The organism is Sphingopyxis sp. J-6, from assembly GCF_046603995.1.
GTDB lineage: Bacteria > Pseudomonadota > Alphaproteobacteria > Sphingomonadales > Sphingomonadaceae > Sphingopyxis.
On the sequence record NZ_CP145810.1, the window covers coordinates 1,074,198 to 1,086,486 of the forward strand.

General features: G+C 65.9%; 10 protein-coding genes. 2 read left to right on the top strand and 8 right to left on the bottom strand.

All coding sequences use genetic code 11. The features are described 5' to 3' along the window. Window positions 1-30: 30 nt before the first annotated feature. Genes V6U71_RS05255 through V6U71_RS05270 form a run of 4 tightly spaced genes read right to left on the bottom strand, consistent with a single transcriptional unit; the run spans window position 31 to window position 6,044 of the window. Window positions 31-1,398, bottom strand: a complete 1,368-nt coding sequence (locus V6U71_RS05255; RefSeq protein ID WP_411341257.1) for an MFS transporter — start codon at window positions 1,396-1,398, stop codon at window positions 31-33. After that, on the bottom strand, window positions 1,395-2,942 hold the full coding sequence (locus V6U71_RS05260) for a carboxylesterase/lipase family protein (RefSeq protein ID WP_411341258.1): 1,548 nt from the start codon (window positions 2,940-2,942) through the stop codon (window positions 1,395-1,397). The genes V6U71_RS05255 and V6U71_RS05260 overlap by 4 nt, the downstream gene beginning before the upstream one ends. After that, the gene (locus V6U71_RS05265; RefSeq protein WP_411341259.1) at window positions 2,942-3,832 is read right to left on the bottom strand and encodes a hypothetical protein; all 891 of its coding nucleotides are present in this window, start codon (window positions 3,830-3,832) and stop codon (window positions 2,942-2,944) included. The genes V6U71_RS05260 and V6U71_RS05265 overlap by 1 nt, the downstream gene beginning before the upstream one ends. Next, entirely contained in the window at window positions 3,819-6,044 is a 2,226-nt protein-coding gene (locus tag V6U71_RS05270; protein ID WP_411341260.1) for a TonB-dependent receptor, read from the bottom strand. The genes V6U71_RS05265 and V6U71_RS05270 overlap by 14 nt, the downstream gene beginning before the upstream one ends. 146 nt (window positions 6,045-6,190) lie before the next feature. On the opposite strand from V6U71_RS05270, the gene V6U71_RS05275 reads away from it, so the two are divergent. Together V6U71_RS05275 and V6U71_RS05280 are read left to right on the top strand one after the other, a co-directional pair. After that, the gene (locus V6U71_RS05275; protein ID WP_411341261.1) at window positions 6,191-6,901 is read left to right on the top strand and encodes a phytanoyl-CoA dioxygenase family protein; all 711 of its coding nucleotides are present in this window, start codon (window positions 6,191-6,193) and stop codon (window positions 6,899-6,901) included. After that, complete coding sequence (locus V6U71_RS05280) at window positions 6,898-8,115, top strand: glycoside hydrolase family 1 protein (protein WP_411341262.1); 1,218 nt, start codon at window positions 6,898-6,900, stop codon at window positions 8,113-8,115. Before V6U71_RS05275 ends, V6U71_RS05280 begins: the two co-directional genes overlap by 4 nt. 214 nt (window positions 8,116-8,329) lie before the next feature. Here V6U71_RS05280 and V6U71_RS05285 read toward each other — a convergent pair whose 3' ends face one another. The 4 genes from V6U71_RS05285 to V6U71_RS05300 all read right to left on the bottom strand — a co-directional run bounded on the left by V6U71_RS05285 (window position 8,330) and on the right by V6U71_RS05300 (window position 12,279). Then, on the bottom strand, window positions 8,330-8,713 hold the full coding sequence (locus V6U71_RS05285; protein WP_411341263.1) for an RcnB family protein: 384 nt from the start codon (window positions 8,711-8,713) through the stop codon (window positions 8,330-8,332). Between the two features lie 60 nt (window positions 8,714-8,773). After that, window positions 8,774-9,427 carry an outer membrane protein gene (locus tag V6U71_RS05290; protein WP_411341264.1) on the bottom strand — a complete coding sequence of 218 codons (654 nt, stop codon included), beginning with the start codon at window positions 9,425-9,427 and terminating at the stop codon, window positions 8,774-8,776. A 69-nt stretch (window positions 9,428-9,496) separates the two neighbouring features. Continuing rightward, a complete protein-coding gene (locus tag V6U71_RS05295; protein ID WP_054728964.1) occupies window positions 9,497-9,796 on the bottom strand; it encodes a hypothetical protein in 300 nt (99 codons plus the stop codon). Between the two features lie 158 nt (window positions 9,797-9,954). Next, on the bottom strand, window positions 9,955-12,279 hold the full coding sequence (locus tag V6U71_RS05300; RefSeq protein ID WP_411341265.1) for a TonB-dependent receptor domain-containing protein: 2,325 nt from the start codon (window positions 12,277-12,279) through the stop codon (window positions 9,955-9,957). Window positions 12,280-12,289 lie beyond the last annotated feature (10 nt).

The following is a 12,289-nucleotide window of genomic DNA, read 5'->3' on the forward strand; positions in this document are numbered from 1 at the left end:
TTTGAGTGATGGCGGGTTGGCGTGGCGTTGTCAGACGCCCGGCGGCGGGACGCTGGCGCTCCGCGCCGCCAGTTCCTCGACAATCGCTTCGTGGGTGCCCTTGCGAATGGGGTAAAAGATCATCGCGATCCCCGCGATGATGAAGCCCGCGCCGGGCAGCCAGATCATGATGTCCTTGATTCCCGCAATGGTTTCCGCCGACTGCTGGGCGTTGGCGACATAGCCGACGCGTTCGAGCAGCCAGCCGAACAATCCGGCGCCGACGCCAAGGGCGACCTTCAGGAAGAATTGAAACAGGCCGAAGATGAAGCTTTCGGTGCGCTCGCCGGTCTTCCATTCGCCATATTCGACCGTGTCGGGCAGCATCGACCAGAAGGTCATCGACAGCCCCAGCGTCCCGAGGCTCCACAGCAGCAACCAGACGGTCATCACCAGCGGCGTACCGAAGTCGCTCACCGCGAAGACGGCAAGCAGGACGATGCCGATGATCGTGCCAGCGAACCACGCGTTGCGCTTGCCGATATATTTGGTGATCCACACCCACATGGGGATCGAGACGAGGCCGATCGCCGACATGCCGACGAGCGCGGTCCGCGATGCCGGTTCGTCGTTCAGCACATATTTGAAATAATAGAGCACCGACTTGCCGAGCGCGACCGAGCAGACAAAGCCCGCGACGGTCGCGGCGATCAGGACCCAGAAGGCACGGTTGGGGGCGAGCGCGCGCCAATAGCCCGCAAGACTGAGCCGCGGTTCATCGCCGGCCGCCTCCGGAGGCTCGCGGGTGATCCGGACGACGAGCGGATAGATCGCCGTCGCGACGATCGCGAACACCGCCGCCGCCCAGGTGAAACCCGTCGTCGCGCTGCTGCCGCCGAAGCGGGTGACGAGCGGAAAGGTCAGGTAGATGATCGTCATCGCCGCGAGCACCCCGAAGATCATCCGCCATCCCGCGATCGTCGACCGCTCGTCGCTGTTGTCGGTCAGCCGCGCGTTGAGCGAGGTGTAGGGGATCGTCACGACCGTATAGGCGGTGCGGAAGACGATGTGGGTAAACAGCATCCACAGGACCAGTGCGGTGCCCTCGAAGAAGGGGGGACGCCAGTAAAGCAGCACGAACGACAGGCCGAGCGGAACGCAGCCGAAGAGGATATAGGGGCGGTAACGGCCCCAGCGGCTGCGCGTACGATCGGCGATCGATCCCATGATCGGGTCCTGCAGCGCATCGACGATCGAGGCGATCATATAGATCAGCCCCGCAGTCGCCGCCGGAATGCCGACCGCGTCGGTGTAGAAGAAGAGCAGGAAGATCGAGACGCTCTGCCAATAGATGTTGCTGGCATAATCGCCGAGCGTGAAGCCGATCTTCTTTGCGGTGCTCAGCCGGTGCTGGGTCATGGAATGCTCTTCTCCTTGGCACGGCGGGCATTGGCATTGCGTTCGACGGCGTCGAGGCGCGCGGCATCGCTGTCCTGCTCGACCGCCGCCGATCCGGCGCGGATGCGCAACAGATTGTCCTTGCGCCCGGCCTGCGGCCAGTCGGGCAGGCCGCGCCCGCCCGGATGGCCACTGCGCGCCAAATTGACCCAATAATCGCCCATCAGGCGCGCCGTTTCGCGATCTGACGGTCCCGCTGCGGCGGGAAGGTTTCCGAACAGATAGGCGAGCTCGCTGGCATGGCCCGCGCCCTTGCGTTTCGCGCGGTCGGCCTCGGCGACATGGTCGAAGACATAGCGCCATGCCGGCGCGTCATGGTCGCGCATGATCCGTGCGTAGCCGCGCGCGGCTTCCCTGAAGAAATAATCGTCGATCAGCGCCGGCGCCGGCGGGTCGCCATAGGCACGGGTGAGATCGGCGAGGCTGGCCGGATCGAGCTGGCTTTTCAGATAGTCCATCATCGCGGGCGCAAAGACCTCTTCGCTGAGTTCGGCGCTCGTCGTGCCGACGATGAAGGGGATCCTGGGGACGTCGCCCGCGGCGAAGCGCTCGATCGGGTCGGCGAGCACGCTTTTGCCGTCGATGATCGGGCCGTTGAAGCGGTCGGCCTGCATGTCCCACATGGCGAGTTGGCCCTGCACGACATCGGCGGGCAGTGCACGGAGCGCGGCGGCATCCGGGTCGGCAAGACCCGCCTTGGCGGCGAAGGCGGCGCCTGCCTTCTCACCCGAAATACGCGTCGGGCGGTCGGTCCGCAGCCGCGCATAGGGTTCGCGATTGGCGCCCGACTGAACGATGGCCTTGTGGAACAGGCCCTGCGCGAGCGGCGAGGCCATCAGAAAGTCGACCGCCGCGCCGCCCGCCGATTCGCCGAAGATGGTTATGTTGCCGGGATCGCCGCCGAACGCCGCGGCGTTCGCCTGCACCCATTTGAGTGCGGCGATCATGTCGAGGAACGCGAAATTGGCGTCGGGCTGTCCGCCGGCCTCGGCGGACAGCGCCGGGTGGGCGAAGAAGCCGAAGCGGCCGAGGCGGTAGTTGAAATTCACGACCATCACGCCGCGCCGCGCCAGATTGGCCCCGTCGAGCGTCGGCGACGCCGCTGACCCCGCGACGAAAGCGCCGCCGTGGATATAGACCATCACCGGCAGCTTGCGCGCGCCTTTGGCCGGGCGCCAGAGGTTGAGGTAGAGGCAGTCCTCGCTCAACGGCTGTGTCGACGGCGTCGCGTCGCCGTCGAAGCGCACCTGCGGGCAGTCGTTGCCGAAGTCGGCGGCGGGCCGGACGTCCTGCCATGCGGGCGCGGGAGCCGGCGGGCGCCAGCGCAGGTCGCCAACCGGCGGCGCGGCATAGGGGATGCCCGCGAAGCCTTCGGCGCCGTCCTTCGCACGGCCTTCGAGCGTGCCTGCCGGCGCCTTGACCGTCGCGGGTTCGCCGTCGAGCGAGCGCGCATGGGCAGGCTGCGATATCAGCGCGGCAAACATCAGGACCAGCGCCGCACGCATCAGGCGGCGACCGAGGCCGCGGCTTCGGCGAAGCATTGCCGCGCGACATCGATCAGAAATGCGGATTCGGTCCAGCGGTCGCTCTCCTCGCGCCATTCGCCATCGGGGCCCCGCACCATCTTCGGATAGAAGGCGCGCGCGGGCAACAGTTCGGGATGCACCGCAAAATAGTCGCCCGGCTTCGCGTCGCGCAGAAACCCGTCGAAGCTCGCGGTCCACATGCGGCGGTAATAGTCGAGATGCCGCGCCTCGGCAGGGTCGCTCGCGGTAATCTGGCCGAAGGCGTTCGACGAGACGCGCAGGTGCATGAAGCGCGTGCGCTCGAACACCGGACGCATCGCCTCGAACTTCATGTCCATGTCGCCATAGGTCAGTTCGTGGCCGATGTACCAATGGCCGAAATCGCCGTTGAAGCGGAGTTCGGGCAGTTTCTCGATCAGGTCGAGCGTGCGGCGGATATCCTGCGTCATCGTCGCGCGGTGCGTTTCGAGATAAATGGGATGATCGATCGTGGTCGAAATATCGAGCATCGCCTCGGCAAGCCGGAGCATTTCGCTTTCGCTCTCGAGCCCGGTGCCGAGCTGGACGGTCGAGCAATCGCAGCCGGCGTCTTGCCATTTCATCGCGGCATCGGCCATCTGGTCGACGTCGTCGAAGATGCGCATCAGCCCGGTTGGGATCAGCCCGGCGTCGATTGCCGCCTGCGGCTCGAGCGTCTGGATCGCTTCGTACCCTGCCGCCTTGACCGCCGCGTAGATCGTCGCGCGGTCGCCACGCGGCCCGGCGGACCAGTCGGGCAGCTCGGCCGGCGTCAGGAAGCTGATGCCGGCGAGTAGCCGCGGCGCCGCCGCGCTGCCGTCACTCGTATTCGCCGGTTCAGAACGTAACATCGAGCGCCGCGCCGACGATCCGCCGCGATTCATAGACGCGATACTGGTTGAGCGTGCCGTTGGTATTGTTGAAGGCGAAGGTGCGGAAATTCTCGTCGGTCAAATTCTTACCGAAGACCGAGACTTTCCACGCGTCGTTTTCGGCCCCGATACCGATCGTCGCGGCAAGCAGGCCATAACCTGGCTCGTTCACGTCGACATAGTTGGGAAAGCCGATCACCTGCTTCGAGCGATAGTTGTAATTGACGCTGGTGCTGATCTTCAGCCCGCCGCCGACCGGCTGCGCATAGTCGAGCCCGAGGTTATAGGCCCATTTGGGGGCGAAGGGCAGCGGCTGGCCGGTGAGGTCCTGCACCCCGCCGATGCAGCCCTGCGCCGCGGTCTGGCCGCCGGCGCAGGGCGCCCCCGGAAAATCGCCCCATTCGGCGTTGGTGTAGGCGACGCCCGCGGTCAGGAACAGATCGGCTGTCCGCACCGGTCGCCAACTCAGTTCCGCCTCGAACCCGCGCGTTTTCGCATCGCCGTTGGTGAGCGGGAAGGTGAGCGCGATCGGATCGCGGCTGGCGGTCTGATAGCCCTTGATGTCGGCATAATAGCCGGTGATGTTGAAGGTCAGCCCGGCGTCGGGGAAGGCGGTGCGCAGTCCGGCCTCATAGCTCGTCGGCCGTTCGGGACCGACCGGCAGCAGCGCCTGCACCGCAATGTTGCTGTCGAAGCCGCCGCCCTTGTAGCCGCGCGTCACCGACGCAAAGGCCATGATGTCGGGGGTGAAATTATATTCGATCGCGGCGCGCCAGGTCAGCGCGTCGTCCTTGCCGCTGACGCTCGCGCTGTCGGTGGCGAGCGTGATCGTGTCGAGGCGCGACTTCGCAACGCGCTGCTTTTCGGTCAGCCAGCGCCCGCCGAGCGTCACGGTGAGCTGGTCCGTAATGTTGAAATTGGCCTGCCCGAACACCGCCATGTTCCGCGTCGCGACATCGACGTCGACCTCGCGATTAAAGAAGGGCAGGAAGAACAAGGTCGGGAAGAGCTGGTTCGTATAGCTGTCGACCGTCTGGCGGAAATAATAGAGGCCCGCGACATAGTCGACGAAACCGCCGGTCGGCGATGCGATGCGCAGTTCCTGCGACACCTGCCGCTGCTTGTGGTCGCCATAGTTGATGTCGAGGAAATTGTCGGTCGACGAGTCCGAATCGAGCCCGTCGACCGTCTCGAACCCGCGCCAGGCGCTGATCGAGGTCAGCGTGTGGCCGCCGCCGATATCCCAGTCGAGCTGGAGCGAGGCGCCATAGCTTTTGGCGTGGGTGAAGACGTCGCCGTTGATCGACTGTTTCTGGCTTTCGCGGCCCAGATCGTCGCCGATGATGCCGACCGTGGTGTTTTCCCAGGGATAGCGGAAGGCGGGATCGGGAAAGCGCTGAACCGTCCAGATGCAGCAGTTGGAATTGCTTTCCCAATAATCGCCGGTCAGCGTCGCGCGGAGCGCGCTCGACGGCTCGAATTCCAGCTTGCCGCGGAAACCATATTCGTCGCGGTCGTTGAGGCGGCGCCCGTCGGGCTCGTTACGGATATAGCCTTCGCGGTAGCTGCGCCGCGCCGAAACGGAAAAGCGGACCGTTTCCGCGAGCGGGCCCGACACATAGCCATAGGCATGAAGGTCGTTGTCCGGCGAGCCGAGGCTCACCCCGGCGCGGAAGGTCAGCGTGTCCGACGGCCGCCGCGTCGCGATGTTGATCACGCCCGCGCTCGCATTCTTGCCGAACAAGGTGCTCTGCGGGCCGCGCAAAACCTCGATGCGCTCGATGTCGGGAAGGTCGACGAGGGTCGCGCCGCTCTGACCCATGACGACGCCGTCGATGACATAGGCGGTGCTCGGTTCGATCGTTTCGGAGCTGAACGTGTTGGTGCCGACGCCGCGGATGAAGAAGCCGAAGTTGCGGGGCCCCGACTGGGCCGGCGACATCAGGCCCGGCACGACATATTGCAGGTCGGTCGATGCGTTGAGCTGGAGGTCGTTCAACCGGTCGCCGCCGACGACGGCGATCGACAGCGGCACGTCCTGCAGCCGTTCCTCGCGCTTCTGCGCCGTGACCACGATCGCCGTATCGTCGCGCGCCGCCGTTTCGGGCCGATCCTGCGCCATCGCAGGGGCGGCGGCAACGGCGATGGCGCACGCCGGAATCGCGGCTGCACAGGTAAAAAACGTCCGCATCTTCGGCATGTCTCCCACTCCCACAAATTTATCGTTATTTTTAATATGCCTCAAATTCGATCTAATATTGCATTTTGTCAATGGTTCAATTTAATCTGGCGATGCAGCCGTGGCATCGCGCCGCGGCATCGGATCGAGGATCAAAGATGCAGGCGATCGAGGTCGAGCGCTTCCGGCGCGACGGGTTCCTGGCTATCCCGCAGCTTGTCGGCGCGGACACGGTCGCGGAGCTGGCGGGGGTGTATGACGCGATGCTGCGCGGCGAAATCGACTGCAGCGCCACCGACAATCCGCTGGGCATGACGACGCGCCAGATCATGATCCCGTCCGCCTATCATCCGATCTTTCGCGACAATCCCGCGCTCGACGCCGCGCGCGATATCGCACGGGCATTGCTGGGTATCGACGATCCGAAGCCGGTGTTCGACATGCTGATCTACAAGGAGCCCGGCCAGCTTGCGACGACGCCCTGGCATCAGGATTACAGCTATGCCGAAATGCCTTTCACGCCGGCGGGGACGCCGGTGCCGTCGGACGAATATGTGCAATTCTGGGTCGCGCTCGACGATGTCGACGCGGAAAATGGCTGCATGCATTTCGTCCCCGGCGCGCATCGCGCGCCGTTGCTCGACCATTATATCGCCGGCGGAGATGCCGACTACAGCCAGCGCCTGCTGGCGATCCGCGATCCCGAGGCGGCGCTTGACCTCGACACCGCGGTCGCTTGCCCGCTGAAGGCCGGCGGCGCGACGGTCCACAACTACGGAACGCCGCATTTCACGTCGGGCAACCGAACGGCCGACCGGCCGCGCCGCGCCTATATCTTCAACTTTTCCAGCCGCGACCCGCGCGCATGACGGGCCGCCTGCCGCCCGGATTCCTGTGGGGCACCGCGACCGCCGCGCATCAGGTCGAGGGCAATAATGTCCATTCGGACTGCTGGGCGCTCGAACATGCGCAGCCGTCGCTCTTCCTCGAACCCTCGGGCGACGCCGCCGACCATTATCACCGCTATGCCGAAGATATCGGCATTGTTACCGCGCTGGGGTTCGATGCCTATCGCTTCTCGGTCGAATGGGCGCGGGTCGAGCCCGAGGCGGGCTTTGTGTCGCAAGCCGCTCTCGACCATTATCGCCGCGTCGCCGATGCCTGCCTTGCACGCGGGATCGCGCCTGTCGTCACGCTCCATCATTTCAGCCAGCCGCGCTGGATGGCGGCGCGCGGCGGGCTTGTTTCGCACGAGTTCCCGGAGCGCTTTGCCGAACAGGCGGCGCGGGTCGTTCGCGCGCTCGATGGCCTCGCGATCGTCTGCACGATCAACGAACTCAACCTGCCCGCGATCGCCGCGCCCTATTTCCGCGGCCGCGCCAGCGCCGCGCAGCGCGCGGCGGCCGAGCGCGCACTGGGGGCGCCGCTCGATGCCTTCTTCCTCCACAGCCCCGAAGAAGCGATCTTCGGCAACGGCCTCGCCGCGCATCGCGCGGCGCGCGCCGCGATCCGCGCCGAGCGGCCAAGCCTTGCGGTCGGCATGACGCTCGCGCTGTCCGAAGAACATGCCGAGCCCGGCGGCGAGGCCCATCGCGACGCGCGGCGCGAGACCTATTATGCCCCTTTCCTCGACGCGGCAGAGGAAGACGACTTTGTCGGCGTCCAGACCTATTCGCGCATGACGAGCCGCGCGGACGGCACCGTCGGCGTCGCCAAGGGCGGCGTACCGACGACGATGGGCTGGGAAGACCGGCCCGAGGCGATCGGCGCGGTGTGCGAATGGGTGGCGGGCCGCTGGAAGGTCCCGATCGTCGTTACCGAAAACGGCTATGTCGGCGACGACGACGATCGCCGCGCCGTCTTTATCGACGCCGCTATTGCCGGAGTGCGGCGGGCGATGGCGCGCGGGGCTGACGTGCGCGGCTATTTCTATTGGTCGCTGCTCGACAATTTCGAATGGATGCTGGGATATGGCCAGAAATTCGGGCTCGTCGCGGTAGAAGGCAGCGCCAAGGAGCGAAAAATCAAATCGTCCGCGAGAGTTATGGCGAGCCTTAAACCTCGGTTGCTGAAAGATCTCTAGTCTTCAGCGCTTCCTGATCAAGCGTCCGTGGTCACCACTTTTGCCCGCATTCAGTCATCGAGGCCGGTTGAAACACGGCAAGGTCGCCGGGAAAAAAGCCCGCGGAGCCGCGCACGGTATCGCGCGCGGCTCCGCAGGTCATCGGGTCAAGGCAGTATCGAAACAGGGCAGGGAGGGGGAGGGGGCGCCAGGTTCCGATACGCCTCTGCCCCGACTAACGGATGGCATCGGTAATGACCGCGGCCACGATCCCGGTCGCGATCGCGACCAGAATGGCGTCGTTGCCCGAGCGGGCATAATAATGACCGCGCGGGGGAGGCCGCAAACCGCGATAACGGCGATAGTCGATCACCCGATAGTCGCGGGCATATCGACGGTCGAAGCGTTCTCCGCGGTGCCATCTGCGCCATTCGACATATCTGGCGTGACGCCGACCGTCGAACCGCTCCCTATGGCGATGGCGATCGTCCCGATCGAAACGTTCGTCGCGTGAATCCCAGCGGCGATCGTCACGATCCCGGTGGTGGTCCCGCGCGCCGACGGCCGAAAGAGGCAGGATCGCCGCGAGGCACAGCGCAATGGTTGCTGCTTTTTTCATGGCAAGCTCCTCTGCGAGGGGGATGAGCGCGGCAGGGCGTGCCTGCCGCGCTGCTGGTGCCTAGAAGCGGAACCCCACGCCGGCGACGATCTGGTGCCGGTCGGTGTCGACCTCGAACCGGTCGGTGGTGTCCCCGTCGCGGAAGCGGAAATCCGCTTCGGTATAGTTGGAGTAACGATATTCGATCTTGGCGTAGCTGCGGCTTCCGATCGCATGTTCGACGCCGGCACCGATCCGCCAGCCGTCGAGCCGGAATCGTTCCTTGCGGTCGATGTCGCCGTTCGAGGCGACGACGTTCAGACGGGCGTTCGTATAGCCGCCTTTCGCATAGATCAGCGTATCGGGGCCGGCGGCAAAGCCGACGCGGGCGCCGACATACAGATCGCGGCCCGGCGCCACCTTGCCATAGCCGAAGAAATTGGGGTCGCTGCGATCGGTCTTGGTCTTGCCGGTCGAATCGCTCCACTCGCCCTCGATGCCCACGACCACCCGGCCAAGCGCGAGGTCGTAACCGGCGTCGACGCCATAGAGAAAGCCTTCGGTGCTCTGATCGTCGCCGGCGACGTCCGAATCCTCGGTGCTGCCGGGGCGGACGATATCGAGCCCGCCGATCACGCCGACCCGCAGGCCGCTCGGCGCGTCCTGAGCCATCGCCGGCGCCGCAAAAGCTGCTGCCGACACGGCGAAAAGCAGGGACGTCATTACGCTACGCATATCATACTCCATCATTTGTATCTTGCGGCCGCTGGGGGCCGCGCATCGTCATTCGGTTGTGAAAAAGGGTCAGCGCCGGTCCGACATGTGGCGGCGACGGCCACGGTCATCGACCCAGTAACGGCGCCCGTCGCGGTCGCGGTAGACTTTGCGCTGGCGGCCATCCTGCGTGATGACGCCGATCGCGGCGCCGCCGACCGCGCCGATCGCCGCGCCTTCCGCCAAATCGCCGCCGGTTGCGGCGCTGACCACGGCGCCGCCGGCCGCTCCGATCAGCGCCCCGCGAACCGCGGCCCGCTGGTCGGCGTTGCTGGCGCAGCCCGTGACCGCGATCGCGAGTACAGGCGCCAGAATCCAGGTATTTCTCATATGTCCTCCACTAGACATGAACGTCCGAACGAGGCGCGCCGACCGCTGCCGGTTCGCCGTCCTTCACGCTTAGGACACCGTGCCCCGGAGGAATCCCCACCATAAATCCGGCGGGAGCGCATTTTTGTGCAAAACAGGCCCTCCGCGCGCCCGGCGGTTCAGAAGGCGAAGTCGATCCCGAGCCGGAGCGAACGCGGGCGAAGCGGGGTCACCTGATCGCGGCGAACGACCGAGAACGGGTTGCCGAAGGCGAAGGTGTTGCCGCGCGCGTCGGCCACATTGTCGAGATTGAGCGACAGCGCGATCCGCCCGACGTCGATCCCGACGCCCATGTCGATGACCGCATAGCCGCCTTGCGGTATGTCGAGCACCGACCCGACGCCGAGGCGCGATTTTCCGACGTAGCGTATCGAGGCCCTCGCGGTCAGTGTCCTGTCCGCCGCGAGTTCGCGGCGCCAGTCCGCCGCCAGCCGGCCTCCGACGCCGGCGACGTTCGGCAGCGGCTGGCCCTTGCCGGCGGGGCCGACCGCTTCGGACGGCGTCAGGCGGCTATCGTTGACGAATGCCGACGCCGTGAGCAGCAGGTCGGGGGCCGGCCGCCAGCGCAGTTCGGCGTCGAGGCCGACAATCCGCCCGTTTCCGACATTGGCGGTATAGGGAAATCCCGTCACGTCGATGAGGTCGGCCTGCATATTGTGCCATTTGTTCAGGAAGAAGGCGGCGCGGAGCGAAAGCTCGTCGCGGTCGGATCGGCCGAGCCTGACCCCGAGCTCATACATATCCAGCGTGTCGGGGCGGAATGGCTGGGCAACGAGCCCGAGGGCCGTCGGGTAAGCGGTCAGGCCGCCGGCGCGAAATCCCTGATCGTGGCGGACGAACGCCGAGAAAAGGCCGCCGGGCTGCCAGTCGAGCGCCACCGTCCGCGAGAAGCGCGCGCCGTCGCGAAAACTTTCGGCGGTATTCGGCGGCTTGGGATCGCGGATGTAGCTTTCGGTCCTCGCGTAGGTCAGGCGCCCCCCGACCGTCACGGACAGCGACGGGCTCAGCGAACGCGTAACCCGGCCATAGAGCGCCGTGTCGAGGTTCCGGTCGACGACCTCGACCGCGATCCTCGGGAAGTCGGCGAGATCCAGAAACTGGGAAACGAGGCTGCGGCTATAGATCGCACTTGCCCCGATCACCCACGGTGTTCGGCGATCGCCCCCCGAGACCCGCGTCTCATGCGACAGGATAGAAATTTTGCTCGCTTCCCCGAACCGGGAGACGATTTCGAACAGCGGGCTGGCATCGAATTCGCTTTCGAGATCGTGCCGCACGACGGCGGTTGTCGATACCAGCGCGGCGTCGCCGAGCTGCTTTTCGGCCCGCAAATAGGCAAGGCGATAATCGCTGCGAAAAGGCTGTGCGATCGTCGGCTCACCGGGGCCATGCAGGACATATTGGCCCGAGGCGGTCTCGATATGTTGCCGGACATGGCCAAGGTCGAGGGTCCAGCCGCCGACATCTTCGCCGCGCAGCGCGATGCGATAGCCATAGCTTTGCGTCGGGTTGATATTCTTCGCACCCTGCGCGGGCGCATCGATATAGCCGGCGCGCTCGCCGGTCGAGGCGGTCACTCGCGCGGCCCAGCGCCCGTCCGAAATCGGGATGTTGAGCATGGCGTTGACTTCGCCGCCGAGACCTCCCCCCTTCGTATATTCGGTAAGGGCCGATGCGCTGCCCGATAGCCGGTGGAGGTCGGGCGTATTCGGCACGAACCTGATGATACCGCCGAGCGAGCCCGCGCCGTACAAGGGCGCCTGCGGGCCGACGAGCACCTCCACCCGCCGCATGTCGTAAAGGTTCAGCGATGGATCGGGCGCATTGAAGGTCAGGCGGACGTCGCCCAGATATTGCCCGGTCGCCGATTGCGTCGGGCCGTTGAAGCTGCTGTCGGCGACCCCGCGGATGAAGATTTTTTCCCGGCCCCTGCCGAGATTGGTGGTCGAAAGCGATGGCAGGAGCCGCGTGATCGCGGCGGTCCCGTCGGTGCCGTTGCGGGTGCTCCAACTGCCGGCGATATCGATGATGTTGGCCGTACCCGGATAGCTGTCGAGCGACGTTTGCGCCTTGCTGCCGGTGACGATGATCTCTTCCGGGGCTTCCGCCGCGGGTGGAGGGGCGACGGGCCGCACGGCGGGTTTCGGCCGCGACGGTTTCGGCGCTTTCGGTACCGTCGCGGTCCGGCGGACGATGCGAACCGTGCGTCCATCGAAGAAGCGCGCTTCGGCGCCGGTCCCGGCGAGGGCGCGGCGCAGCGCTTCGCGCAGGCCAAGGCGGCCGCGCACGCCCGGCGAGCGCCGCTTGGCGAGTTCGGGATCGGGAACCGTTACCGTCGTGCCCGACTGCGCGCCGATCCGCCCCGCGACATCGCCGAGGGGACCGGCCGGGACATCGAAGCTCTGGGCCCACACCGGGGCCGCGCTGCCAAGACTGATTGCCACGGCACCCGCG

What these genes read in the sequence shown, in the direction of transcription:
- V6U71_RS05255 (WP_411341257.1), bottom strand. Translation starts at nt 1,398, where the DNA reads ATGACCCAGCACCGGCTGAGCACCGCAAAGAAGATCGGCTTCACGCTC.
- V6U71_RS05260 (WP_411341258.1), bottom strand. Translation starts at nt 2,942, where the DNA reads ATGCGTGCGGCGCTGGTCCTGATGTTTGCCGCGCTGATATCGCAGCCT.
- V6U71_RS05265 (WP_411341259.1), bottom strand. Translation starts at nt 3,832, where the DNA reads ATGTTACGTTCTGAACCGGCGAATACGAGTGACGGCAGCGCGGCGGCG.
- V6U71_RS05270 (WP_411341260.1), bottom strand. Translation starts at nt 6,044, where the DNA reads ATGCGGACGTTTTTTACCTGTGCAGCCGCGATTCCGGCGTGCGCCATC.
- V6U71_RS05275 (WP_411341261.1), top strand. Translation starts at nt 6,191, where the DNA reads ATGCAGGCGATCGAGGTCGAGCGCTTCCGGCGCGACGGGTTCCTGGCT.
- V6U71_RS05280 (WP_411341262.1), top strand. Translation starts at nt 6,898, where the DNA reads ATGACGGGCCGCCTGCCGCCCGGATTCCTGTGGGGCACCGCGACCGCC.
- V6U71_RS05285 (WP_411341263.1), bottom strand. Translation starts at nt 8,713, where the DNA reads ATGAAAAAAGCAGCAACCATTGCGCTGTGCCTCGCGGCGATCCTGCCT.
- V6U71_RS05290 (WP_411341264.1), bottom strand. Translation starts at nt 9,427, where the DNA reads ATGCGTAGCGTAATGACGTCCCTGCTTTTCGCCGTGTCGGCAGCAGCT.
- V6U71_RS05295 (WP_054728964.1), bottom strand. Translation starts at nt 9,796, where the DNA reads ATGAGAAATACCTGGATTCTGGCGCCTGTACTCGCGATCGCGGTCACG.